This window comes from Bacillus sp. ISL-55, from assembly GCF_018613155.1.
GTDB lineage: Bacteria > Bacillota > Bacilli > Bacillales > Cytobacillaceae > Mesobacillus.
Genome location: NZ_JAGGQU010000008.1, coordinates 57102 through 82531 on the forward strand (window position 1 = coordinate 57102; position 25430 = coordinate 82531).

General features: G+C 43.0%; 21 protein-coding genes. 14 read left to right on the top strand and 7 right to left on the bottom strand.

Annotated features, from left to right (window positions below; all coding sequences use genetic code 11):
• Positions 1-17: 17 nt before the first annotated feature.
• On the bottom strand, positions 18-1250 hold the full coding sequence (locus tag J7E32_RS04340; protein WP_214904134.1) for a dicarboxylate/amino acid:cation symporter: 1233 nt from the start codon (positions 1248-1250) through the stop codon (positions 18-20).
• Between the two features lie 234 nt (positions 1251-1484).
• Entirely contained in the window at positions 1485-2477 is a 993-nt protein-coding gene (locus J7E32_RS04345) for a DUF3231 family protein (protein ID WP_214904137.1), read from the bottom strand.
• A gap of 183 nt (positions 2478-2660) precedes the next feature.
• Here J7E32_RS04345 and J7E32_RS04350 point away from each other — a divergent pair, with 183 nt between their 5' ends.
• The 7 genes from J7E32_RS04350 to J7E32_RS04380 all read left to right on the top strand — a co-directional run bounded on the left by J7E32_RS04350 (position 2661) and on the right by J7E32_RS04380 (position 12299).
• Positions 2661-2810, top strand: coding sequence for a lipoprotein (locus tag J7E32_RS04350; protein WP_198135646.1), 150 nt, complete (start codon positions 2661-2663; stop codon positions 2808-2810).
• A gap of 461 nt (positions 2811-3271) precedes the next feature.
• Positions 3272-5311, top strand: a complete 2040-nt coding sequence (locus J7E32_RS04355) for a PKD domain-containing protein (protein WP_214904143.1) — start codon at positions 3272-3274, stop codon at positions 5309-5311.
• Between the two features lie 27 nt (positions 5312-5338).
• Entirely contained in the window at positions 5339-6058 is a 720-nt protein-coding gene (locus tag J7E32_RS04360) for a collagen-like protein (RefSeq protein WP_214904145.1), read from the top strand.
• Positions 6059-6214: 156 nt separating this feature from the next.
• Positions 6215-9298, top strand: coding sequence for an efflux RND transporter permease subunit (locus J7E32_RS04365; protein WP_214904147.1), 3084 nt, complete (start codon positions 6215-6217; stop codon positions 9296-9298).
• Positions 9299-9434: 136 nt separating this feature from the next.
• Entirely contained in the window at positions 9435-9770 is a 336-nt protein-coding gene (locus J7E32_RS04370; RefSeq protein WP_214904150.1) for a zinc ribbon domain-containing protein YjdM, read from the top strand.
• A 745-nt stretch (positions 9771-10515) separates the two neighbouring features.
• Positions 10516-11691 carry a ParM/StbA family protein gene (locus tag J7E32_RS04375; protein WP_214904153.1) on the top strand — a complete coding sequence of 392 codons (1176 nt, stop codon included), beginning with the start codon at positions 10516-10518 and terminating at the stop codon, positions 11689-11691.
• Between the two features lie 14 nt (positions 11692-11705).
• On the top strand, positions 11706-12299 hold the full coding sequence (locus tag J7E32_RS04380; RefSeq protein ID WP_214904156.1) for a hypothetical protein: 594 nt from the start codon (positions 11706-11708) through the stop codon (positions 12297-12299).
• On the opposite strand, the gene J7E32_RS04385 is transcribed toward J7E32_RS04380, so the two are convergent.
• Positions 12283-12591, bottom strand: a complete 309-nt coding sequence (locus J7E32_RS04385) for a hypothetical protein (RefSeq protein WP_214904160.1) — start codon at positions 12589-12591, stop codon at positions 12283-12285. The genes J7E32_RS04380 and J7E32_RS04385 overlap by 17 nt on opposite strands.
• A 110-nt stretch (positions 12592-12701) precedes the next feature.
• Positions 12702-14519, bottom strand: coding sequence for an oligoendopeptidase F (gene pepF / locus J7E32_RS04390; protein ID WP_214904163.1), 1818 nt, complete (start codon positions 14517-14519; stop codon positions 12702-12704).
• 170 nt (positions 14520-14689) lie between these two features.
• On the opposite strand from pepF, the gene J7E32_RS04395 reads away from it, so the two are divergent.
• Complete coding sequence (locus J7E32_RS04395; protein ID WP_214904166.1) at positions 14690-16315, top strand: ATP-binding protein; 1626 nt, start codon at positions 14690-14692, stop codon at positions 16313-16315.
• A gap of 38 nt (positions 16316-16353) precedes the next feature.
• Here the strand turns inward: J7E32_RS04395 and J7E32_RS04400 are convergent, their stop codons facing one another.
• Complete coding sequence (locus J7E32_RS04400; RefSeq protein ID WP_214904169.1) at positions 16354-17526, bottom strand: MFS transporter; 1173 nt, start codon at positions 17524-17526, stop codon at positions 16354-16356.
• A gap of 357 nt (positions 17527-17883) precedes the next feature.
• Between J7E32_RS04400 and J7E32_RS04405 the strand changes: the two genes are divergently transcribed.
• From J7E32_RS04405 to J7E32_RS04425, 5 genes are all read left to right on the top strand, one after another.
• Positions 17884-19011: an NAD(P)/FAD-dependent oxidoreductase gene (locus J7E32_RS04405; RefSeq protein ID WP_214904172.1), complete on the top strand. Its 1128-nt coding sequence runs from the start codon at positions 17884-17886 to the stop codon at positions 19009-19011.
• A 435-nt stretch (positions 19012-19446) separates the two neighbouring features.
• Positions 19447-20295: a KPN_02809 family neutral zinc metallopeptidase gene (ypfJ, locus tag J7E32_RS04410; protein ID WP_214904175.1), complete on the top strand. Its 849-nt coding sequence runs from the start codon at positions 19447-19449 to the stop codon at positions 20293-20295.
• A gap of 125 nt (positions 20296-20420) precedes the next feature.
• On the top strand, positions 20421-20918 hold the full coding sequence (locus J7E32_RS04415) for a cupin domain-containing protein (RefSeq protein WP_214904178.1): 498 nt from the start codon (positions 20421-20423) through the stop codon (positions 20916-20918).
• 183 nt (positions 20919-21101) lie between these two features.
• Positions 21102-21449 carry a DsrE/DsrF/DrsH-like family protein gene (locus J7E32_RS04420; protein ID WP_214904181.1) on the top strand — a complete coding sequence of 116 codons (348 nt, stop codon included), beginning with the start codon at positions 21102-21104 and terminating at the stop codon, positions 21447-21449.
• Between the two features lie 15 nt (positions 21450-21464).
• Positions 21465-21845, top strand: coding sequence for a DsrE/DsrF/DrsH-like family protein (locus tag J7E32_RS04425; RefSeq protein WP_214904184.1), 381 nt, complete (start codon positions 21465-21467; stop codon positions 21843-21845).
• 768 nt (positions 21846-22613) lie between these two features.
• Here the strand turns inward: J7E32_RS04425 and J7E32_RS04430 are convergent.
• Positions 22614-23858: a GGDEF domain-containing protein gene (locus tag J7E32_RS04430; RefSeq protein ID WP_214904187.1), complete on the bottom strand. Its 1245-nt coding sequence runs from the start codon at positions 23856-23858 to the stop codon at positions 22614-22616.
• A gap of 281 nt (positions 23859-24139) precedes the next feature.
• On the opposite strand from J7E32_RS04430, the gene J7E32_RS04435 reads away from it, so the two are divergent.
• Positions 24140-25015: an SGNH/GDSL hydrolase family protein gene (locus J7E32_RS04435; RefSeq protein ID WP_214904190.1), complete on the top strand. Its 876-nt coding sequence runs from the start codon at positions 24140-24142 to the stop codon at positions 25013-25015.
• Positions 25016-25052: 37 nt separating this feature from the next.
• On the opposite strand, the gene J7E32_RS04440 is transcribed toward J7E32_RS04435, so the two are convergent.
• A complete protein-coding gene (locus J7E32_RS04440; RefSeq protein ID WP_214904192.1) occupies positions 25053-25430 on the bottom strand; it encodes a VOC family protein in 378 nt (125 codons plus the stop codon).

Sequence of the window (25430 nt, forward strand, 5' to 3'; positions counted from 1 at the left end):
GATGCGGTCTTTACGTGTTATGATCCAGCCATTTCAGCTTTCTTTTCGGATTGGTCGACCACTGCTGCACCAACGACGTCTCCTACTACGTTAGAGGCTGTTCCGGCCATCCCGATTATCGCATCGACGCCGGCAATCAGTGCAACGACCTCAAGCGGCAAATCAAACATTGTCAGCACGACTGACAGGGTCACCAGCCCAGCCGTAGGGATGCCTGCTGTGCCAATCGAAAGAAGAGTGCCAATAAGGACGATCGTAATGAAATCAGTCAGCGAGAAGCTGATCCCTGTTACATTGGCGGCAAAGACGATTGAGGCGCCCATCCGGAGCGCTCCGCCATCGGAATTGAAGACCGCCCCCAAAGGTAGACTGAAATTCACCATTTTCTCGCTTATGCCAGCCTTCTTCGCACTTTCAATCGCTACTGGCAATGAAGCAATGCTGCTGGAAGTGAAAAACGCTGTCGTGTAGGCATCCTTTGTGTTAGCAAAGAAGCTTTTGACCGGAATCTTGAAGAGTTTCAATGTTCCGCTGTAAACAAAGATCCATAGAATGATGACCCCGATATAAAATACTGCTGTAAACTCTAATAGGGAAGTTAATGTATCCCAGCCTTGTGTGCCAAATGTGGAAGCACTTATCGCAAAAATACCGATTGGAGCGTAAAGGAGGATACCCTTCAAAATTCTGAAGAACAACTCATTCGCAGCTTCAAAAAATGTTTGCAGCTGGGCTCCATAGTTTTGGATTTTTTCCTCATTAGCAAATCTCATCCCCGAAATCGTAAAGCCAATGATGATTGCCAGGAACAGAATCGCCATTAAGTTTCCTGATGTAAAAGCCGAGAAGAAATTATCCGGTACAATATTGAAAATCACGTCTGAGATGGAAGGTGTCGCAGGCCTCTCAACCTCGGCATTAGGTAGTGAAAGGGAACTTCCTGGATTGATCCACAATGCAAGGCCGAGGCCGATCAAGACGGCAGCTGCCGTTGTCGCCCCATAATAAAGCACCAGTTTCCCGCCGGTCCTGCCTAGTTGCGCAGGATTCATTTGATTGACTGCAAGCACAACCGTCAGGAATACAACCGGAGTAGCAATGAGATTAAGCAATTTTATTAACAGTGTTCCAAAAGGTTTGAAAATCTCGGCCTCCGCCCCAAATAGAACACCAGCTAAAATACCAAGTACAAAGCCGACTGTCATTTTTAAAATGAAAGATGAATTTTTGTATGAATGCCAAATGTTCAATTTCTTGTATCGCCTCTTTTTCATAAAATTGTTATGCACTGGATAAATAGTACTAACTATTAAATTACACTTGTTCCGCACAGCAGACAATAGGATTAGCTATAAAAAGATATGATAAAGTTTAAGTTTTGATTGCAAAAACAAAAAAAGGGACTATAAGAAACCTATTTAGCGTGTTCTTATAGCCCTTATATTTTTGAAGAATTTCGTAACCACTTATTCAATACTACGCAGTTATACCTTCCGATCAAAAGCCTGTGGCGGCTGTTCTAGCCATTTTTCGGTGATTGTCAGGAGCAGGCCTTTTCCGTAAAACTTCTTCATTTGGGTGGAAATCATTGTGAATTTGGTGACGATATCTGTCCTCAAACTGGAGGTCAGAGCCTGGTTAATCATAATGAAGCAGAACATTCCCAGGCATGTATTCACGAAAAACAGCATCAGTTTATCGGAAAAGGGTGAATTTTTCACATCGAAAGTATTATAATCCCCTGAAGCTGAATAGGGGATGTTTTCTTTTTCAAAGACATCTCCCAGCGTTTCCAGGACTTTTTCAAGCGAGTCTCTTCCTTTGCTGAAATGCTGTTTAACATCTTTGTGGGAAGCGAGTTTACTGAAAGTGACAAGGACCATTTTCGAAAAGCGAGCTCGATGAATGACTCTTGACAGATTTGCAATCTCAGCGGCATTCACTGGCCTTGAGCGACCGAATAGGCCATTGAGGTATTTCATTTCATCAACCAGATCGACTGTATGGTCCATTGCCACCTGAGGCGATTTCAAAAAGACGCCTTGTGACAACATCAAATCAGTGATTTCATTTTGAATTTGGATGGTGTATTCTATAGCATTTTGAAAATAATTCCGGACATCCTTCCTGGTGCAATCGGGAAAGGCAGCTGGGTATGTACTCAATGACAGCATCGTCATATCATGACAAATATATAAGATGAAGGTATCAGAAAATACTTTATCAACGTCCAGCCTGACATCCTTTTCGGTGAAACCTAAAGGAATTGTCATGTTTTCTTTTATAAAAATTTCCTTAAGGTCATCAAGACTCTTTTGTGAGTACTCCACCATTTTTCCAACAATGTTTTTAACCTCGAGATTCTCTGCAGTTGCATGGAAATATTGAAAGAATCTTAGCTCCATACTGCTTTTTAAGTAGGAAGACCATAAATTCGATATCTCTGTCGAAGTCAGTTCTACATTTGTTCCACTCATGGTACTAGTCACTCCTTTGTTATTATTGTTCAACTTTTAATGAGATTTATTACAATTAATATAATTATTATCAAGATTTTACATTTTGGTTTTAGTCTTTCGACAGGGAACCTGATTTTACGGAATGAGATTACATAGAAAAATAAAGCATAGGAAAAACTTCATCAAAAGGAGGTAGGAAAAATGAAAAAGCTATTGTTTATGTTTTTATTGGCCATTTCGATGTTCACTGTGACAGGCTGCGGCAATGACGCACCGCCTGAGGAAGGGGAACAGCTGGAAGATGTTGAGGAAGAAGATGAAATTGGTGACGGCGAAGTAGATGATGAATAAGCAAGAAGAACTAAAGGGTCAACAGCTATTTTGCTGTTGGCCCTTTCTTAATGGATAAGAAAGTATAAATTTATCCACTTAGATTAGTCTCTAGCTCCAGCGCCTAGCCCCTCGAGACGTTTGTCTAGCTGCGACTCCTAACTCCTCGAGTCACTTCGGTCCTGCCAATGAAGTCAAAAAACGACTTCAATGTCAGGCCCTCCAGCGCTTGTCGGAGTTGGGCAGTCGCCTCCGCTTTTCGTTTTCGGTCCGCCCGATGAAGTCAAAGAGCGACTTCAATGTCAGGTCCTCCAACGCTTGTCGGGGCTGACCAAGGCGCTTGCGCTTTTCTTATGGTATTAGTGGACTATTAGGTAAGAGCCGTCCCTGCTTTTTGATTATTGAATAAGATATTTCAAGGTTTATCAGGTCCTAAGTCAAGTACCACGGTAGGCCACTTTACTATGAAAGGAGCAATTAACTTGGAAGTTGGTCCAATAAATGCGCTGAATGGGTTTCCGGTTTGGTATAAGGATGAAAACGGACTCCGGCTGCAATTAAACACAGACCCAAACGACCTCTTTTCAGGACTTACACCAGCTGACCTGCCTAATCCCGGACAACCAGTTTCCTTTCCGGACAATTTTCCTGCTGAAGCATTTTATTTTGCTGCAGAAGCAGAGATGGAAACAGGAACAGGTGAGCGGGCTCGATTAGTTTTGGCTATAGAGGCTGCTTTTACAAATGAAGTGCCAGCGGAAGGCGATCAGACTGTGTTTGGCCGAGTTCGTATTCGAGTGGATGGATTACAATCTGGTGTTGAGTATAAGGTTACCCACCCATATGGTGTGGACACTTTTATTGCTGAACCCGGCGGAGATGGTTTTGGTGAAATAAACTTCACAGAAGATATCGGTATATGTCCTCTTGAATTTGAACAAGTGTCCAATAGCCGTGTACATCCTTTTTTACAATGGGATCCATCCGTGGCTCCAGCACCGCCGGCGGGATACATCGGAGACCCGAATGTGTTGCATCCAGTGGTCGGCAGTACGTATGTTGACCAATTTGGAGAACCACAAAATATCTTCAGGATTGAGGGTCCTGGGATAGGGATTGGTTCCCCTGATCGTTCTGTTTCTCCCGGGTTAAATCCAGACAATGCAATTGAAACCAGGAATTTTTCATTATTAGGGAAGGTCTCCACCATTTCAGGAGTTGATGTCACAAGAACAACTTATACCTTAGCAGATGCCGGTGGCGGTTTTATCGATGTATTTGCCAAGTCAGATGTAACACCACAACAAATTGAGGTAACAGGGGATGGGATTGTCCCTACTATGCTCCAAGGAGGAAGTGGACTCTATTTTGGACGTGTGGCCTTTACTGGCAGCAACCCTCCAGGAACAGTGACGGTGACGAACATGGGGGATAATGACCCAGCGAGTATAAAGCAATCAGTTCCCGTTGATTTGATCACAGCCGCAGCAAATTATGACAACGACACACATACCCTGGAAGTAACCGCTGTTTCAAGTGATGCAGTCAATCCTGTTGTCCTTTCTGTACAAGATTTTGGACTTGGAAATATGCCTGTTCCTCCTGATGGTCCACTTACTTTGAATTCTGCATTTTTGCCTCCGAAGCTTACGATTCAATCAATAGCTGGAGGGGAAGTGGTTGTCCCGGTCATTGTTACTGGCTCGCCTGATTCACCAGTTGGTGTAAAAGCAAACGCAGGCCTTGACCAGACTGTATTGATAGGTTCACAGGTCTCCCTAAATGGAAATGGTTCAACGGGACCAATTACTTTATATAACTGGATCCAAACTGCAGGTGAGCCGGTAATATTGGAGAATGCGGATACTGCTGTGGCATCTTTCATGGCACCAGGAACACCGGGGATTCTGACGTTTGAACTAACTGTTGAAGGTGAGGGAGGTCCTTCCTCGGATACTGTAGATGTTGAAGCAGTTGATTCAGCTGCTGCGCCGGTTGCTGACGCAGGTCCGAATCAGTCCGTTCAACAAGGCACTCTCGTTACATTAAATGGAACCGCCACTGGAGATGTAACAAGCTATAACTGGATACAAATATCAGGTCCTGCTGTCCAAATCCTCAATTCTGCCGCAGCCAATGCCTCATTTACTGCACCAAAACAATTAGCTGAACTTACTTTTGAACTCACAGTCAGTGGCCCGGGAGGCAGTTCAACAGATTCTGTTCAGGTGTTCATAAATCCTGACAACTTAACGATCACCCGTGCTGAATATAGAACCAGAGACAATGAATGGCGAATCTCAGGGACTACGGATGTGCCAGGTCCAGGCGTTGCCATCACAATATACAACGGAAGCACATTAGATGGACCATTACTAGCACAAGTAGAAGCAGATGCTCTTGGACAATGGGAGTACAGGATTGAACCTTCTGCTGTCCAGCCTGACGAAACACGCTCTATTTCAGTACAATCCAGTTCAGGTGGAGCCTTACTTAATATCCCGGTTACAATTCGTCAATAAAAATGTTAAATGAGAGGTGAAAACGAGATGCAATATTGTTCTAGATGCAAAAGATGGTACTGCAGATGTGGTCAAGGAAGATGGAAAGATGAACCTAATTGTGAGCAAGGACCGGCTGGACCGAAAGGGGATCCGGGACCTCCTGGCCCAAGAGGTGAACGGGGACCCCAAGGTATTCCTGGACCTAAAGGTGACCCAGGACCAGCAGGACCAAAGGGAGAGCGAGGTAAAAAAGGCCCGCCGGGTCAAGATGGTGCACCTGGTCTCCAGGGTCCTCCTGGACTGCAGGGGCTTCAAGGACCCAAGGGAGATCCAGGTGAGCAAGGTCCTCAGGGAGAAAAAGGCGAACCAGGACCGGCTGGAACGCTCAGTACGAGTTTTGGTTTCGCCTATTCACCATCTACTAGTACACAAAGCGGCAACGTAAGACTCACAATTGCAGGTCCTCTACAGGACTTTGAATTAACAAGTGACGGTTTAAAAACATTAACATCGGGCATTTTCCAAATAACATATAAGGTAAATGTAATCAATGAGGTTGGCTCTGGCGAAGGAGCTAAATTCCACCTGGTGGTAAATGATTCAATCACAATCGGTTCGTCCGTGACCGAAGCTAATATGACAACAAATTTGCAGTCCACTCAGTTATTTTCACTGTTAGAAAATGATGTGATCAAACTGATCGCAACCATTCCTCAGGGTGTGAGTTTTTCTTTGCCAGCATTGCAAATTATAAAAGTAGGTTAATATTCTTAAAGAGCAAAGAGTTCTTCTTTGCTCTTTTTTTGATGACTAGCTTTTTTCTCTGACCTGCCGAATCTTACACACAATCAGATTGACAAATGACCAGTCAGTCAGTAAGATTATTATCGTCAATAAAGTCATTTTGAGGTAGGTGCAGTAGTGAGAAATTTAGTCAATTTTGTACTTGGAAATAAACTGGCCGTGTGGCTGCTTACGATTATCATCACCGTATCAGGAATCTATTCTGGCACACGGATGAACATGGAGACCATCCCGAATATTTCAATTCCATACCTGATGGTTATGGATGTATATCCTGGGGCAACTCCTGAAAAAGTGATGGAGGATGTCTCGATCCCGATTGAAAAAGCGGTAGAGGGTCTGGAAGACGTTAAATATGTCTATTCGAATTCATACTCCAATATGTCGAGCATCCAGGTAGAGTATGAGTACGGCATTGATATGGATGAGGCCAAGCGTGCTTTGCAATCGGCTTTGGATGCGGTCAAGTTGCCGGAAGGAGCTCAGGAACCGACCATCACAGCGATCAGTATGAATATGATGCCGGTAGCGGCATTGAGTGTCAGCAGTTCAACTGAGGATATTGTGGAGCTTACATCCACCGTTGGAGAAATCATTCTTCCGAAAATCGATAAAATCGATGGAGTTGCATCTGTCACTATGACTGGTCAGCATATCGAAGAAGTTAATTTAACGTACGATGAAGCAAAACTTGGGCAATTTGGATTAACGGAAACGAATGTAAAGGAAATGATTCAAGCCAGCAATCTGGGCGTTTCATTAGGCCTTTTTGAGTTCAAAGAAGGAGAGCAGGCCGTTGCCGTCGATGGCAAGTTCACAACAACTGATGAATTGAAAAACATGTTGATCCCGGTTACGCCATCAGCAGGCAATCCATCACCTTTTGTAAAACTTAGCGAACTTGCCAAAATTGAACTGGTTGGTAAAGTTCAATCCATTTCCCGCACAAATGGTGAAAATGCGATTGCCCTGCAGATTGTTAAGGAGCAGCAGGCGAATACCGTTGATGTAGTTAATGCTGTGAAAGATTTAGTAAAAGAAGAAGAGGCTAAAATTGATGGATTGGTTATTGAAGTATCGCTTGACCAGGGGAAGCCAATTGAAGAATCAGTTTTTACAATGATTGAAAAAGCTTTATTTGGCGGATTAATCGCAATCCTTGTTATCCTGCTTTTCCTGCGTGACTTCAAATCTACGATTATATCAATTGTCTCAATTCCAGTATCGATTTTTATGGCATTGCTGCTATTGAACTGGATGGACATCACGCTTAATATCATGACGCTTGGCGCGATTACTGTAGCGATTGGCCGTGTTATTGATGACTCGATTGTCGTCGTGGAAAACATTTATCGCCGTCTGCATTTAAAAGAAGAAAGATTAACAGGGCGGGCACTGGTGCGTGAAGCGACAATCGAAATGTTTAAGCCTATCCTTTCGTCCACACTTGTGACGGTTGCTGTATTCGCACCGTTGATCTTCGTAGGCGGGATGGTAGGGGAATTATTCACTCCATTTGCCCTGACGATGACATTTGCGCTCGGTGCTTCACTGATTGTAGCGATTACAATCGTACCAGCATTATCTCACTTTTTATTCAGGAAGAAGTTATATGGTGAAAAGTCTGAAAGCAGCCATAAGGAAGTTGGAAAGCTGGCTAATTGGTATAAGGGTGCATTGAATAAGTCTCTAAACCATAAGGTCATTACTTCACTCATAGCTGTTGTAATGCTTGTCGGAAGTCTTGCGCTGACACCAATCATCGGATTCAGCTTCATGGGCAGTGAAGAAGATAAAGTAATGTATCTGACTTACACACCTAAAGCAGGTGAGCTTAAGGATGAAACAATTGAAAATGTTGCAGAAGTAGAAGAAGAAATGCTGAAACGCGATGACATCGATATCGTACAGGTATCGATCAACGAAGAGGCAGATCAGATGGCGGCCATGATGGGCGGAGGAGCAGGCGGAGCATTAATGTACCTGATCTTTGACCCGGAAATGGAGAACTTTTCAGAAGTAAGGGATGAACTAGAAGATTATGTCTTCAACATTGGCAACAGCGGTGAATGGAAGAGCCAGAACTTCGGCGGAATGTCGATGCCTGAGAATGAAATCAGCTATACCTTGTACAGTGAGGATTTAGGCAAGTTAACCAGCACTGTTAAGATGGTGGAAGATGAACTGAAGACTGTACAAGGTTTGGAGGACGTAACTTCCAGTGCGGAAGATGCTTATGTAGAATACACCTTCAAGGTTGAACAGGATGAATTGCTGCAATATGGATTGACAGCAGGACAAATCGTTATGATGCTCAATCCGAACAAGTCAAAAGAGGTCTTGACGACTGTTGAAAAAGATGGAGATTCACTTGATGTCATTGTTCAGCAGGAGCAAGCAGAACAGCCTGAATCAATCGATGATATTCTTGCCACTGAAGTACAAACAGCGCGGGGTACCACTATGCCATTGTCTGAATTGGTGAAGGTTGAAGAAGGGTCAACAATGAACACCCTGGCCCGCAGCAAAGGCCAGTATTATGCTTCTGTATCAGGAACTGTCGTCAGTAAAGATATTTCAAAGGCAGCTGCAGAAGCTGAAAAAGCAATCGATCAATTAGATCTTCCTAAAGGAGTGGAAGTCGGAGTAGATGGCGTCCAGGCAGATATGACGGAAACATTCACCCAGCTAGGAGTTGCGATGCTTGCTGCGATTGCGATCGTCTACTTTATCCTGGTCGTTACCTTCCGAGAGGGTGTCGCACCATTCGCGATCCTCTTCTCACTTCCATTCGCAGTCATTGGATCGTTCGTTGGACTGCTTATCGCAGGTGAGACCATCTCTGTCTCAGTCATGATGGGTCTATTGATGCTGATTGGTATCGTCGTAACGAACGCCATCGTGCTTGTAGACCGGATCATTCACATGGAACGTGAAGGGCTCACAATGCGTGAAGCAGTCCTTGAGGCAGGCGCTACACGTTTACGTCCTATCCTGATGACAGCAATTGCAACGGTCGGTGCCTTAATTCCATTAGCGATAGGATCAGGCGGAGGCGGACTGATTTCCAAAGGTCTGGCGATTACCGTAATCGGTGGTTTGACCAGTTCGACACTATTAACCCTGATGATCGTACCGATTGTTTATGAAGTTTTATCTAAGATTTTTAAGAAAAACCGTAAGGAAGTTGTTGAAAACTAATCAAAAAGAGCCCTGGTGGATGACCGGTCGTCCTGCTAGGGCTTCTATCTATACTGAAGTCTCCTGTAATACGATAGGAATATCACCGAAACTTGGCTATAATTAAGCTTAATATCAAATAACGGAGGCTTCGAACATGTCTAATTTGCCTAATTGCCCAAAATGCGGCTCAGAATATACTTATGAGGATGGCACCCTCCTGGTTTGTCCAGAATGCGCCCATGAATGGGATCCTGCTGCTGATACTTCTATTGAAGAGGATAGCAAAGTGATCAAAGATGCGAATGGCAATGTCCTGAACGATGGAGACACAGTTTCTGTCATCAAGGACCTTAAAGTTAATTCTTCTGTGATAAAAATCGGAACTAAGGCTAAAAATATCCGTCTAGTGGATGGCGACCATGATATTGAGTGTAAACTTGAAGGATTTGGAGCAATGAAACTTAAGTCTGAATTTGTAAAGAAAATATAGAACAATTATCGCCAGGCATTTTGCCTGGCTTTTGTTTTGTTTCGCTCTCTTCTTCCTCTTTCGCCAGGTTTCGACTGTTTCAGGCTCTAACCATCAGATAGGGGAGGGGAGTTGTTCCATTCACCATACCCAATGACTTTTCGTATAGCTAACATCGGAAACAGAGTTGGGTTCTATATTAGTTGACGACATTTGATGTGCATGATTCATCGTACCTTTGATTAAAATATCTCCTCATAACTTACAAAGCGCCTAATCAATTTCCCCCTCGCAGTTTCTCAATATTCCCAGAAGCACCCCATCTGAATTAAAATCTTTCCGGATTTCTTTTTGTGCTGGCTAAAGTTTTTCTTTAGATACGAGTATACTCACAGAAAAATAATAAGTAAGGTGAGTAGGGGAGGTGAGATAAGGTGAGAATTTATGGGAATTAATTGAAATTAATAAGAACTAAAATCAAAGTATACAAACTTGTAAACAAGTATACGTTTTGTAAACAAGGTGTTTACAATTATGTTTACATGTATACAAAGTTGTATACATCTTGTTAAACCAACATGTATACAACTTTGTATTCATTGTGTACAATTATGTATACAATTAGTGTGAGATTTACAGCCTGTTTACATGTTTACATTTATATTTCTTTTTACTCGATTTTCTTGCAGTATCTATTATTTACCTTTACCTTTAAAATAGTAAGTGAGTATACATAAACTTAGATTATTGAAAAGGAATGATAGAAATGACGAAATCTAGAATTGCAGCTGTTGATGTTGGTAACGATTCTATTAAAGCTATTTTTGGAGAATTTGATAATGAGTTGAACATCCCTAATATCGTAGCAAGGGACACAGAAGACCGTCCTGTCATCGGTATCGAGGAGCTTGATACGAAGGATCCTCTCGATGGAATTCATGTTCGTGTCCACTCCCCTGCCCTGAAGGATAATAACGCTATTTATCGTGTCGGCAATCTGGCGACTAAAAGTGATAATGCGACAGAACTTGATCCTGGAAGCAGCAAGTCCGAGGAAGATCAGACATTGATTATGTTGTTCGCAACTCTCGCATTAGATGCAGTCAATGAAGATAATGCAAAGCTTTTTCCGAAAAACAAGAATGTCATCGATGCGAATTATACCCTTGGTACTGGGCTTCCGCTTCGTGAAGTCAAGGAAGGGAAAGATGCTGGCTACCGTTCTAAGCTGGTAGGTTCTGTCCACCAGGTAGAATTCCTTGTTACTCCTAAATACCAGGGTCTGAAAGTGAATATCAAATTTGATGAAGTAAAGGTTTACCCTGAGGGCTTCGCTGCTTATATCAATCTAGTAATGGACAATAGCCTGAAAATCATCAACAAAGACCTTATTGATAGAAGAATCCTTATTCAGGATATCGGCGGCTTATCAACAGATATCGCTGTAATCAAAAACCGCAATGTTGATGATGATAAGGCACAGGGCTTCAACCTTGGTGTATCTGAGGCATTAGAGCAAATCAGGGAAGAAATCCGCAGCAAGCATGGCGTCGAGTTAGACAGCCGAACAGATGTTGTAGAAATCATCACGCGCAAGAATGACCGCAACCACATCATGGTTAAGGGAAGCCGGACAAGCGTCCATGATATCACTGACCGTATCCTTCTCGAACTGGCTAAGAAGCAATACCGCCTGCTTCGCAATGTCTGGGCAAAGAACTCACAGACTGAGATCTGCTACTTTGTCGGCGGCGGCGCAACAGTTTTAAAAGAATACATTAAAACATTAAACAACAATCTTGATGGCTATAACATCGAATTCTTCGAGGATGAAAAAGAGAGCATCTGGATGATGGCCAATGCTTACTATAAGCTCATCATGGATTATGTTAAGAAATCAGAGAAGAGCAGCAAAGCCGCTTCTGAACCTGTTAAAAGCTAAAATAAGGTGATTTTATGAAAAAAACCAACCCAAATGAGATTAAGAGGGGACAGGCACTATCGTTCCGGATCCCATCTGATACACCAGACCATATCTTAAGGCATCTTCAAAAATTAAAAGAAACCGAGAGAAGAAATTTCTCCAGCAAGATTGCCGATTTTGTCTTGCAGGGTGTAGGGAATTCATATTCCAGGGAACGCGAAACGATTACCATCCCTCTCCCTCGCAATCTTAGCAAATCGCAACGGGATTGGATTAAGCATGAGCATTCAGAAGCTTTGCTGGGCAATATCGTGTATCACCTGATGACAGACCCAATACGGGCAACGGCACTGCTTGCATCATTGAACAGTAAGTCAACAGAAATTGATGAAGCCCTGTACCTTCAGGAAGAGGAAATGGACCTTCCACCGGTGAATGCAGCAGAGGATTCATCGGTAATGGAAGAGACTGCTTCAACGACTGAAAACGATTCAGTGGATGATGACCTTGATTCATTTGTCTGGGAGTCAATTGAGCAGGCTGATAAACCAAAAGAGGAAACCGAAGAGAAGGAAGAAGATTTGGACGACCTTCTTGGAGATTTCCTTGCTAAAATGAATAAATAACCAGAAACAACCCATGGGTGCAAAGCTGCCCATGGGTTCTTTTTTTATTGTTCACGGAAATTATAAAATCATTTAGGTGTGGATAACTGCCTGTGGTTTTCTTAATCCAGCTCCAGCGCCTAGCCCGTCGAGTCGCTTGTCTAGTATCGCCTACTAGAAACTCCGAAACTTCAACTCCGCCGGCAGAAGCAAAAAGCGCTTCTTTGGCGGAGTCTCCAGTTTCTGCGTTTCTGGACAGTCGGCTATACATTTCTATTTCGAGACGCCCATTGAAGTCAAAGAACGACTTCATTGGCCGTCCCTCCGAGGCACAGGACGTGCTAGACCCGCCAGCCACACGATGTGGCGTTTCAGGCGGGCAGCGCTTGTCGGGGCTGAACGAGTCGCTTGCGGTTTTTGTTCTTATTGATAAGATTGCTCAAGTTCGTCAATCAATGAACCGACATAAGAAACTGCTTTCCGCACTGGTTCTGGTGTCGACATATCCAGTCCTGCATGTTTCAGCAGCTCGAGTGGTTTCATGGTGCCGCCCGCACGGAGTACCTCAAGCCAGCGGTCTACAGCAGGCTGGCCTTCTTCCTGGATCAGCTGGGATACGGCCGTTGATGCGGTCAAACCTGCAGAGTAAGTGTATGGATACAAGCCCATGTAGTAGTGAGGCTGGCGCATCCAGGTCAAGCCGGCTCCTTCATCGATTTCCACTGTATCGCCCCAGAAGCCTTTAAGGACGTCTGTTTTGATTTCTGTCAAAGTTTTTGCTGTCAGGGCTTTGCCGGCTTCAGCATGGGCGTATACACGCCTCTGATACTCTGCCTCAAGCAGATGTGTGACAAAGTTATGATAGTACGTTCCCAGGAGCTGCAGAATGACCCAGCGGCTCATTTGCGCATCATCTTTATTTTTTTCGAGAAGATGCTGTGCGAGAAGCATCTCATTCATCGTGGATGGAGCTTCGATAAAATACATGGACGGTCGTACGTTCATGATGCGCTGGTTTTCGTTAGCCAGGTAGAAATGTCCAGCATGCCCGAACTCGTGAGCAAGTGTGAAGCAGCCGCGCATATTATCTGCCCATGTAATCAGGATATATGGATGTGATCCATATGGGCTTGAGCAGAATGCTCCTGTGGATTTGCCGACATTATCGGCAAGGTCTACCCATCTCTCTTCAAAACCTTTTTCAATCATAGCAGTATAATCTGAGCCCATTACTTTTAGTGCCTCTGTAATGACCGCACGGGCCTCTTCATAGGTGATTTCCGGATCAAATTCCGGGTCAAATGGAGCCTTTAAGTCACAGAACATCATTTTGTCCAGGCCTAATACCTTTTTCTTCAATTCTGCAAAGCGTCGCATATGCGGTGCCAGTTCTTTATAGATGATATCAATTTGGTTATTGTACATCTCGGGTGTTACCTGCTGTGACTCAAGGAGCATATGTGTAACGGATTCATAATTTCGCAGCTTTGCTAGAGTAACCTGTTTTTTAACCTCAGTTGCATAAGTTGCAGCAATTGTATTTTGATATTGTTTTAGTGTCGAGACAAAGGAATCATATGCTTTTCTGCGGACATATGTGTCTGGAGAAAATTCATAACGGCTCTCAAATAATGCGAAAGAGACTGGCAGTTCATTTCCCTCTTCATCCTGAATTGAGGAGAACTGCATGTCGGCAAGCTTAGCCATTCCATAAACATTGTAAGGAGCAGAATGGACCTCACCAAGCGCCGCTAGTACTTCTTCAGTTTCAGGCGACAGCTTATGCTTTTTGGTTTCTAATAGTTCTAATAAGTTCTTTTTGAAGGGTTCCAGAGCAGGTTCTTCCTGAAGGAATTCTTCAATTTTTCCATCCTCGAAATCCAGTATTTCAGATGAGATAAATGATAGAGCAGACATAGCTTGTGTGCCTATGGCTGCTACTTTAGCGGAATTTGCCTGATTCACAGGGTCGGTACCATCAGCAGATTGCTTCAAGCTTGCGTATGTACGGACTTTGACCAATTTTTTCGTTAGCTCTTCCTGAGCAGTAAGGCATTCCAGCAATGCCTTTGAACCTGTATGTAAGCTACCTTTAAAATCTGTCAATTTTTTGACGTCATCTTCAATCTCTTTCAACGCCGTCTCCCATTCTTGGTCAGTTTGGAATAAATCATCCAGATTCCATGTCAAATCAACAGGGACCTCAGAACGGACAAGGCGTTTTTCAATCGTTTTAGTCAAATTGATCTCCTCCTTTTATAAGTTAATATTACTACGATATTCGAAATAATTTAAGTTAAAGTTGAATTATTTAAAAAATTTTAAAAACTAACCGCATTAAATTCTATGGAAAAGGTGTTTTCTCTGGTTTATGATAATTAATAAATTCGCATTTTATAGGTGGGAGTCAGTTGATTCTAATAGATTACATCATAAATCTCTCTATGCTTTCTTTATTGATCAGTACTCCTTTAATAATCCGTTCATATTTGAACTTTAAGCCACTCAAGCAGCTGCGGATTTGGGCAGGATTATATGCGGGAATTGTTTCCTCCGTGCTCGTTAGCTTATCTTTCCAGGATCAAGGATATTCATATGATATCCGTTACGCCGTTATTATTTTGGTCTTTGCTTATCTTGGGCCAGGCCCAGGCATGATTACCGGCAGCTTTGCATTGGTGTCCAGGTTAATGGTATCTGAAAACTGGTTTCCAGCAATAGTTGGCTGGTTAATCGTCATGACGGTTTTGATCGTAATTCACAAATTTATTATTCATTTTAATCCAGTCAGACGCTACATAATTTTACTGTGTTCTTACATAGTCACTTATATTATTACGGTCCCGATTGTTTTAAACATAGTTAGAGACAATTCAGTTTTTCATCTTCAATATTTACTTTTTGTTTCAATAGGAGTTCTTTTGGGTGGATTATTAATAGAATCATATGAAAAGTTATATAGAATCATCCAGGAACGGAAGAGGATGGAGCAGACGCTGGAGGAAAGTGAATCAAAATATCGTCTCATCGCTGAGAATACATCAGATCTCATCATGGTAATGGATAAAGAGCACTCAATCAGTTACTTCTCTCCTTCTCATGAGCTGGCGTTGGGGTACAAGGTTCCAGAGCTTGAAAAAATGAAAATCTGTAAGTTGATTCACCCAGATGACGTTGTGAATTTCAGGGAAACAATCACAAAGATCATGGAATATAAAGAATCACTGCCAGTAGAGTTTCGCTTCCAGCATAAAAATGGAAAATGGTTGGATTTTGAGTCCCGCTGCATGCCGGTTATGGATGATTCTCAAACAATCGAGCATATTGTGATCATAAGCAGGGATATTTCTGAGCGCAAAAAAGCGGAAGAGATTCTTTTGCAATCCGAAAAGCTATCGATTGTGGGGGAATTGGCAGCAGGTGTAGCCCATGAAATACGGAATCCGCTTACGACAATAAAAGGGTTTGTCCAGTTGTATAGAAAAGAAAATGAATCGAATGAAATACACGACTTGCTTCTAAGTGAACTAGAGAGAATCGAAACGATAACAAGTGAAATGCTTTCTTTAGGAAAACCGCAGGCTATCCAGCTTAACCAGGCCAACTTGTGTGATTTAATCGATCATACTGTCGAATTCCTATCCCCGCAGGCCAATATGAAAAATATACAATTCATCCGAAGTTATCTGGGTACAGATTTCTTCATAACCTGTGAGAAAAACCAGATTAAGCAAGTGATCTTGAATATTTTTAAGAATGCTATGGAGGCCATGCCGAAGGGCGGAAATATTGATATTAAACTGCAAAAAGGGATAGATGGTGAATGTATTATTTCTGTTCAAGATGAAGGTTGCGGAATTCCAGAAGAATTGCTTCCGCGCTTAGGAGAGCCATTTTACACATTGAAGGAGAAAGGGACGGGGCTAGGGTTGATGATTTGCCATAAAATCATTAAACAGCATAATGGGACGATTTCTTATCATAGTAAGATAGACAATGGGACCTTAGTTGAAATAAGACTCCCCTTAGCGAATTAAGAAGGAGGATGGCGAAATCAGCCATCCTCCTTCTTGTTTTATTGGTCCAATGAATGGGAAGGTTTTGATCGTGCCTGATAGAATTGGTACAAAATCAGGGCAACCATCGATAAAACAATCCCTGAGATATAAGGCATACCAATGGCAATCGAGAACAGCCATCCTCCTAATGGAGGTCCAATGATCCTGCCGAGGGAATCAAAGGAAGAAAGCAATCCAGTCGTGCCGCCATGTCCGGTCGTTGATTTTTTTGTCAGCAATGAAGATACACTAGGGCGAATCAATCCATTTCCTATTCCAAAAATGGTCAGGAACAATGCGGCAGTACCAAATCCTTCTGTCAGGAGGATTAATCCGAAGCCTGCCGCAGAAATGATGATGCCCAGCTGGATGACAATGCCCTCGCCAAGCTTCTTTGTCAGCCTGCCGACAAGCCCTCCCTGTACGATAGCTCCTGCCAGTCCCATGATCATGAAAATATATCCTAACTCGACGGAACCCAGCCCTGCTTTTTCAGCCGCAAAGTAAGCAAATGTTGCCTCGAGTCCGGACAGAGAAAGTGAAACGAATAATTGAAGCAAGAACAGCATGGAAAGTGGTCCATTTAAAGCTTGCAGTAATGAGGTTTTCTCCTTATCCTGACTGCTGCGCTGTTCAGCTGAAAGCGACTCTTTCAATACAAAAGTAACGAATAAGAACGTAACCAAGGATGTCGCTCCTGCAAGATAAAAAGGGGTGCTCAGGCTTGATTGAGAGAAAACCCCGCCGATTGCCGGACCGAAAATGAATCCAAGTCCAACTGAAGCACCGATGATCCCCATGCCTTTTCCGCGGTCTTCCTCGGATGTGATATCTGCGACATAGGCCATGACAGTTGGCATATTAGCCGATGACAAAAATCCTCCGATGATCCTTGCCGCGAACAGCATCCAAAGCTCTGTGGAAAGTGCCATCAAGAAGAAGGAAAGCGACAGTCCCAGTATACCAACCATGATGACAGGCTTCCTGCCAATCCTGTCGGAAATACGCCCCCACATTGGAGCGAATAAGAACTGCATCAAGGAATAGACCGCCATCAATAAACCTAATTGAGTAGGTGTTGCCCCGATTTCTTCTGCGTAAAAAGGGATGACCGGAATAATGATTCCAAAGCCGACCATTACGAGAAACATAACTAAAAATAAAATAGGCAAAGCCTTTTTAGTATCCATCTTTATATTCACTCCATTATCTCAACGGTATCATTGCTTTTAAGTACACAATAAAAAAATTATATCAGAAACCCCAGAGGTATAGCGAAAATAACTTTTCGAGAGTGGAAACTTTCTTTCAGCTATCTAATGGCTTAGCATTTGGCTTTTTGAGTTATATAATTCAAAAGTTTGATTATTGTAGGAAGATTATTTCATTACTTCAAGTCTGAGCAAAGAATTTAATAAGACTTCTAGTACTGCGTTAAGGCTATTAAAGTTTGAATGAGAGGAAAATAGCAAGGCACGCCCTTCTTTGAGTCTGTCGATAAACTTCTGTAAAATGAAATCAAGAATCTTTTATGAAAAGGTGTAGTAATGAAAACATATATCGTCATCGGAGCAGGAATATTAGGCGCTTCCACTGCCTATCACTTAGCGAAGGAAGGTAAGAATGTAACGATCATAGACCGTGAAGAACCAGGACAAGCGACGGATGCTGCTGCTGGTATCATATGTCCCTGGCTGACCCAGCGCAGGAATAAGGCATGGTATTTCCTCGCAAAGAATGGGGCGGCCTTTTATCCATCACTGATTAGGCAGCTTGAAGAGGACGGCGAGAAGGAAACAGGCTATCAGCGGGTAGGTGCCATCAGCCTCCATCATGATCGGGAAAAACTTATGAAAATGGAAGAAAGAGCGACTGTGAGGCGTGAAGATGCTCCGGAAATCGGGGAGATTCGGCAGTTGAACCAGCGCGAAACAAATCAACTTTTCCCGCCATTATCAGAAGAGTATTCTTCTGTGCATGTAAGCGGTGGGGCACGGGTAAATGGACGGTTACTGCGAGATGCTCTTTTGAATGCTTCACAAAAACATGGAGCTTCCATGATAAAGGGAGATGCCCAATTAGAGTGGTCTAACGGGAAAGTGACAGGTGTTAAAGTAGAAGATACAAGATATGAAGCTGACAGCATCATCATAACCGCAGGGGCATGGGCACCTGAGTTGCTGAAGCCGCTTGGGATGGATCTCAGTATCGCCCCTCAAAAGGCACAAATCATCCATCTGAAGCTTGAAGGTTCAGAGACCGGAAGCTGGCCAGTCGTCATGCCGCCGAACAACCAGTACATTCTTGCGTTCGATGGAGGAAGAGTTGTCATCGGGGCAACACATGAAGACGAGAAGGGATTTGACTCCCGCCCGACTCTTGGGGGCATGCATGAAATCATCGATAAAGGATTGACGGTCGCACCGGGACTGGGAGATGCAACCTATCTTGAAACAAAAGTGGGATTCCGTCCGGTTGCACCGAATTTCCTTCCGATTATTGGTGCCGTTCCAGGTTTTGATAACCTATTCATGGCAAACGGACTCGGCGCTTCAGGTCTCACAGTCGGACCATATCTTGGAGCCCAGCTCGCCAAACTGGCATCAGGCGAAGACGTCGAACTAGACCTGAAGCAGTACGATGTCTCAGGAGCCATCAGCGACAATATTTCCTAGGCAATGAAAAAGCAAGCAGAAGAACCTTTGAATGAAGGTGCTTTACTTGCTTTTTTTTGTGTGTTTGTAGCGCTGAAATCAGGTTCTGCACTGCCCGGAATGAGCTGGAAAGTATGAAAAGGGTAAAAGGAGAGGCTCTGCACTGCCCGGAATGAGCTGGAAAGCATGAAAAAGGTAAAAGGAAAGCCCCTGCGTTACCCGGAAGGAAGCGAAAGCTAAGAAAGGGCAAAGGATACTTTAAATTGATCTCATTTGTGTAAGTGTATTGAAATCGGAAAATGGCTGTACTCTGCCGGGTAAAAAGCAGACATGTTAATTACCAAAAAAAATTATTTTCGGAAAGGCAATATATCGCTTATATGCGGGTATAACACTAAGGACATCCATTAAAATTTTTTATCAGTGTTTAGCATATAGCAGGAAGGAGCCAACATCATGCAGTGGAAAGGCAGAAGAGCGAGCAGCAATGTGGAAGATAGAAGAGGGATGGGTGGCGGAGGCATGCTCATGGGCGGCGGTCTTGGCGGCATCATCCTATTAGTGATCATGACATTCCTAGGCGGAGGCGATATGGGGGACGTCGTCAATAATATGACAAACGGTGGAAACCAGTCTCCTGCTCCTTATGAGCAGTCAGCGGAGGAAGAGGAACTTGCCCAATTCGTTTCAGTGGTCCTTGCTGACACAGAGGAAGTATGGTCCAAGGTATTCGCGGAAGAAGGCATGGAATATCAAGAACCAACACTTGTTTTGTATTCAGGAAGTGTCCAGTCAGCCTGTGGAATGGCTGGCTCACAAGTTGGCCCGTTTTATTGTCCGGGTGACCAGAAGCTCTACATTGACCTCAGTTTTTATAATGAACTTCAAACAAAATTCCAGGCACCAGGTGATTTTGCGATGGCTTATGTGATTGCCCATGAGGTTGGTCACCATGTTCAGACATTACTTGGAACGAGCGATAAGCTTAATTCACTCCGCGGGCGTTTGGACCAGACGGAATTCAATAAATATCAAGTCCGATTTGAGCTTCAGGCCGATTATTTAGCAGGCGTTTGGGCGCACCATGCCCAGGGAATGGGAGTCGTGGAAGAAGGCGACCTGGAGGAAGCGATGAATGCGGCCAGTGCGGTTGGGGATGACACAATCCAGAAGCGGTCCCAGGGTTATGTCGTGCCGGAAAGCTTCACACACGGGACGTCAGAGCAGAGGAAAAGCTGGTTCCAAAAAGGCTATAAAGCTGGCAACCTTGAACAAGGTGATACGTTTAACACCAGAGAATTTTAGGTACAGATAAGCATAGACCTTTTTTGGTCCATGCCATCAAGTTAACATTTGTGGGTGGCACCAACTTATAGAGTTTTACTCCTCAAAGGAGCAACGAATTCAATATAGGAAAGGAGCAATTCACAATGGGAACTCAAATTCGATCATTTTTCGCAAACGACACAGGTGATATACCTAATAATCCAACTTTACCGGTCATTGTTTATGAAGGTGTTTTTGATGACAACTTAAGCATGGAAGACCAATTTGAGCAGCATAACTGGACAGGCACTTGGACTGGCGATATTTACAATTATCATCACTACCATACAAATACCCATGAAGTCCTTGGTGTTAAATCGGGCAGTGCGACAGTCCAAATTGGCGGCGATTCCGGAGAACGTCTTGAGCTAAAAGCAGGCGATGTTGTCGTTCTTCCGGCAGGAACGGGTCACAAAAAAATAGACAGCAGCCAGGATTTCAAAGTTGTAGGTGCTTACCCAAATGGACGAAGCCCAGACTTGAAGGAAGAAGATCCTGGTGTCAGGGCTCAGGCATTATCTCAAATCAAAAATGTCCCTATTCCGGAAACAGATCCGGTATACGGTGAGACAGGTCCACTTCTTCATAAGTGGGTAAAATAATAGATATCAAAACAGGCAGCAGTTTGGTTTTACCACCAGACTGCTGCCTGTTTTTTAGGTGGATTTGTTTCTCTTTATACCTATACGGGTATATAATATCAATAAGTAAAACTCATGGTAGTTAATCATTTGGACAAAATAATTAGTCGTAGAAGATAAACGGAATGAAGGAAGGGAAGCCATATGGCTAAGAAGAAGTTTGTTTACTTCGTTTCATTGAGCTCTAATGTTCCTTATGTTTTGAAAAAAGCACTGAGAGACGCTGAGGAAGAGAACGAGGTTGCTATTTTCTTTGATTTGGACGGAGCGCGTGTCCTGGATAAACGATATTTAAAGATTATGGAGAGAACCCACAATATTGATTTGCAAAAATTGATGCAGCAGGCTTTGGATAAAGGCATAAAGTTTTTCGGCTGCCAGATGAATGTATTGATCGCTGATGGACTGGAGCTTGTTGAAGGCGCAGAGTTATCAGGAGTTGCAACCTTTTTAGAGACCGCTTACCAGGCGGATGCAGTACTAAGCTATTAATGGGAGTGAAAGCTTATGGAAAAGAAAAAAGTAGTGGTTATGGCACTTCATGATCAGCTGGAATCTGCGTACCCTCCTTTGAATGTGGCCGTGGGGGCTGCATCATCTGGGGCAGATGTCATCCTGGCATTTTCCCGCAGAGGAGTCAATATTCTGGATAAGCGATATGTATCCGTCCCGTCTGAGGACCTGGAGTACCTATCAAATGCATTGAACGACTTTGGCGTATCTTCCGTCCATGACCTTCTAGGATTCGCCGTAGAAATGGGAGCCCATCTCTATGTCGTGGATCTGGATGTAAACGATCGTTTTGATTTCATCCATCCCGCAGAACAGGTCCCAATCAAATGGTTACTAAACGAAGCAGCATCCGCGGATTTATTTATGCACTTTTAAAGACATATAAAGTTTGAAGAATGAACCTAACGGATGTATTTAGGCAGGTTTGGTGTTCAAAGGAGAAAAGCTGTCAAGAAAACCTTGTTATTGTGACAGGTTTGAGGTGCAAAGCAGAAAAGCTGTCAAGAAAAGCTCGTTATTATGACAGGTTTGGGGTTGAAAGCAGAAAAGCTGTCAAAAAAAGCTCGTTATTGTGACAGGTTTGGGGTTCGAAGCAGAAAAGCTGTCAAGAAAAGCTCGTTATTATGACAGGTTTAAGGTGCTAAGCAGAAAAGCTGTCAAGAAAAGCTCGTTATTATGACAGGTTTAAGGTGCAAAGCAGAAAAGCTGTCAAGAAAAGCTCGTTATTGTGACAGGTTTGGGGCTCAAAGCAGAAAAGCTGTCAAGAAAAGCTCGTTATTGTGACAGGTTTGGGGTTGAAAGCAGAAAAGCTGTCAAAAAAAGCTCGTTATTGTGACAGGTTTGGGGCTCAAAGCAGAAAAGCTGTCAAAAAAAAGCTCGTTATTGTGACAGGTTTGGGGTTCAAAGCAGAAAAGCTGTCAAGAAAATCTCGTTATTATCACAGGTTTGGGGTTGAAAGCAGAAAAGCTGTCAAAAAAAGCTCGTTATTGTGACAGGTTTGAGGTGCAAAGCAGAAAAGCAGTCAAGAAAATCCCGTTATTGTGACAGGTTTGGCCTTGCCAAGCGGAAATCCTGTCATAACGGCATAACCCTGCTAGCACAGAAAAAGACAGAGAGTCGCTTCTCTGTCTTTTGTTCTTGTCCTCATCCTGTTTGTCGGGAAAGCTCGTCCTTAAAGGTAACTTTATTTTTGCCAAGGTCCTTCGATTGGAGCAAGAGCTGGTCTGCAAAGATATACCCTTTTTCCATCGAAGTGTACTGGTTGACTTTAAAATAATACAATCCAAATGAAGAGGTTATTGAAACAGCATGCTTCTCGGATTGATAATCAACCTCCACTGAACTGATCTCAATCCCATGGCGAATCTTTTCCACAAGCTCGATGTTCTGGCTGAAGGATCTATTCCTTAAGATCAAGGTGAATTCTTCCCCTCCGCTCCGGAAAACATGATCGTCCTCAGACAAGTAGCTTTTGAGTGTATTGGCAAAATGCTGGATCACCCGGTCGCCAACAGCATGATTGTAGGAATCATTTATCAGCTTGAATTTGTCGATGTCGGCTACAACAATGCCAACCTTTTCGCCAGTATTGTTTAATTCAAACATTTTCTTATCCATGTATGCGCGGTTCGGGATCCCGGTCAGGAAGTCGGTATAGGCCATTTGCTCGAACTTGTCCCGCTCGATTTTGTTCTGGATGCTTTGCGATTTTGATTGGAAGGAACGGCTGACGAGATAGTTCAAAATGAATAATCCAACGACCATTTCCCATCGCTGTTCCTTTAGCAGCAGCAGCAGCAAGCCATTCGTGAATGCTGTTTTTCCAAGATCCAGCCAGTTATTGCTTTCTTTAAAAAACTTGATCGCCTGCTGCAGGCTCTTGATTTCTCCCATAATGTAAAAGGCGGTAGACAGGAAGGTATAGGAAATCAACGTGGTCGTTACAGCAAGGATGCACATGAGGATAAAGAATCCGAATGGGATATTCTCTATAAGTGGATATCCGAGCTGGAACAGAAAATAACCAATCGAGTAGATCAGAACATGAGCGCCTATATTGTAAAATGTATCGGAAAATTCACTTTCATCGGCGGTTTTCGAACTCTTCCTTGAAAAATAGACTGTGAAACGATAGATTGCTTCAAAAATGAACAGGCCAGCCGGACCTGCGAAAATCCCGAACGATAAACTATAACTAATGCCATAATCAAATTTCAGCGTACCATTTTTCGCTGTGATTCTTAGGTGATTATAAAGGGTTGAAAATAACCAATAGATAAATAGTGCTATAAAAAAATTGTTTTTATCTATAGTGAAGGTACCTAACCCAAAAGCTACGGCAACAGCAGTAAAGAATAACGTAAAATCATATAACCTAGCTTTCAGCATAGGTAAAAAATCCCCTTTCCCAAACTCTACCACATAATTTTATCCTATATATAAATCTAGTTGCAAAGTAATTTTTTGATTTATGGAAATTTTTGAACCATTTGTTTTGTCTATTGCATAACATAAAAGGCTATAATGGAATTATCGGCAAAAAAAGATTTTTGTTCATCCAATTGTTACTGACACAGGGATTTTTACAAGGTTTGTCGAATAATTTTATAATATATATTCAGAATATTTAATTAATAAAACAACTTTAATCATAAGGAGAGGGGTTAGATATGGATCTTATTTTTGGCGGGATATTAGTCCTATTATTGATAGCTGCTGTCAGTTTGTCATTGTATTATCAGCGGAAAAGCCGCATTAATCAATTGCCTCACAATAATCCGAAGGCTTTCCTGGAAAAAGGCCTTCGCCAGGAAGGCAAGAAGCTTGTGGCGGTAATCGGAGGTGATGTTGTTCATGGCAACATCAGCTACAATTTTGTCGATGACACAGCCAGGAGGAAAAACTGCAGGGATTATCAATTCATTAATGCCGGAGTGAATGGAAGTACCGCTTATGATGTTCTTCAGCGCTTGGACAGTATAATCGCTTGCCAGCCTGATTTCATAGTAATTTTAGTCGGGTTGAATGATGCTGCTGCTAAAATAGCCCCAGACCTTGCAAAGAAGAACATCAAGCTGGCTCAGCAATTGGAAAAACCGTCACTATTGGTGTATGAAAAGAATCTTGCGTTAATCGTCTCAAGGCTTAAATCAGAAACAACTGCGAAAATCGGGTTACTATCACTCCCTGTCGTTGGTGAGAACTTATTTTCGAAAGCAAATAAAGAAATTGATCAGTACAACGAGGTCATCAAAAAAACGGCGGAAATGACCAATGTACCTTACCTTCCTTTTAACGAAAAATTAAAGGCCTATCTAAAGGGGAAAGGACATACGAGGGGACGGTCGCTGAAGGACGGGACGAAGCTTTATGAAAAAGCGGTCATCGAGCATTTCGTGTACGGATACAGCCTTGACCGGATATCTGTCCGGAATGGATATTTGCTGCTGACTGACGGGATGCATTTGAACAGTACAGCGGGGATGATGGCAGCTCATCAAATTGAGTTATTCCTGAAGAAGAATGAATTGAAAGCAATCCAATAAAAAGGATACTGCATCATCTGCAGTATCCCTTTGGCTTTTATGCTACGACCTCGCTCATGAATGCATGAGTGTTTTCCTCTGTATCCTTGAAGAACACCATCCATGTTTCTGTATCGCCGATTTTAGCGACAACATGGGGCTCGCCAATGAACTCCACTCCACCTGAAAGCAGCTCTTCATACTTTGCCTTGATATCCTCAACCTGTAAATAGATGACCGAACTAGGATGAGCAAATTGCTCGTTTTCCGGTAGGGTCAACAGAAGACGGACGCCTCCACATTCGAAGAACGCCATTGTATCCGTATTGAATAATAACGGCAGGCCTAATTTCTCCTGATAAAAGGCAGTGGCCCTTTCAATATTTTTCACAGGTATGCCAATCTGGCCGATTTTTTGTACTGGATTTGACTGCAT

Coding starts and splice junctions, on each gene's coding strand:
- J7E32_RS04345 (WP_214904137.1), bottom strand. CDS start 2,477: ATGAGTGGAACAAATGTAGAACTGACTTCGACAGAGATATCGAATTTA.
- J7E32_RS04350 (WP_198135646.1), top strand. CDS start 2,661: ATGAAAAAGCTATTGTTTATGTTTTTATTGGCCATTTCGATGTTCACT.
- J7E32_RS04360 (WP_214904145.1), top strand. CDS start 5,339: ATGCAATATTGTTCTAGATGCAAAAGATGGTACTGCAGATGTGGTCAA.
- J7E32_RS04370 (WP_214904150.1), top strand. CDS start 9,435: ATGTCTAATTTGCCTAATTGCCCAAAATGCGGCTCAGAATATACTTAT.
- J7E32_RS04375 (WP_214904153.1), top strand. CDS start 10,516: ATGACGAAATCTAGAATTGCAGCTGTTGATGTTGGTAACGATTCTATT.
- J7E32_RS04380 (WP_214904156.1), top strand. CDS start 11,706: ATGAAAAAAACCAACCCAAATGAGATTAAGAGGGGACAGGCACTATCG.
- J7E32_RS04385 (WP_214904160.1), bottom strand. CDS start 12,591: ATGAAGTCGTTCTTTGACTTCAATGGGCGTCTCGAAATAGAAATGTAT.
- J7E32_RS04400 (WP_214904169.1), bottom strand. CDS start 17,526: ATGGATACTAAAAAGGCTTTGCCTATTTTATTTTTAGTTATGTTTCTC.
- J7E32_RS04405 (WP_214904172.1), top strand. CDS start 17,884: ATGAAAACATATATCGTCATCGGAGCAGGAATATTAGGCGCTTCCACT.
- ypfJ (WP_214904175.1), top strand. CDS start 19,447: ATGCAGTGGAAAGGCAGAAGAGCGAGCAGCAATGTGGAAGATAGAAGA.
- J7E32_RS04415 (WP_214904178.1), top strand. CDS start 20,421: ATGGGAACTCAAATTCGATCATTTTTCGCAAACGACACAGGTGATATA.
- J7E32_RS04420 (WP_214904181.1), top strand. CDS start 21,102: ATGGCTAAGAAGAAGTTTGTTTACTTCGTTTCATTGAGCTCTAATGTT.
- J7E32_RS04425 (WP_214904184.1), top strand. CDS start 21,465: ATGGAAAAGAAAAAAGTAGTGGTTATGGCACTTCATGATCAGCTGGAA.
- J7E32_RS04430 (WP_214904187.1), bottom strand. CDS start 23,858: ATGCTGAAAGCTAGGTTATATGATTTTACGTTATTCTTTACTGCTGTT.
- J7E32_RS04435 (WP_214904190.1), top strand. CDS start 24,140: ATGGATCTTATTTTTGGCGGGATATTAGTCCTATTATTGATAGCTGCT.
- J7E32_RS04440 (WP_214904192.1), bottom strand. CDS start 25,430: ATGCAGTCAAATCCAGTACAAAAAATCGGCCAGATTGGCATACCTGTG.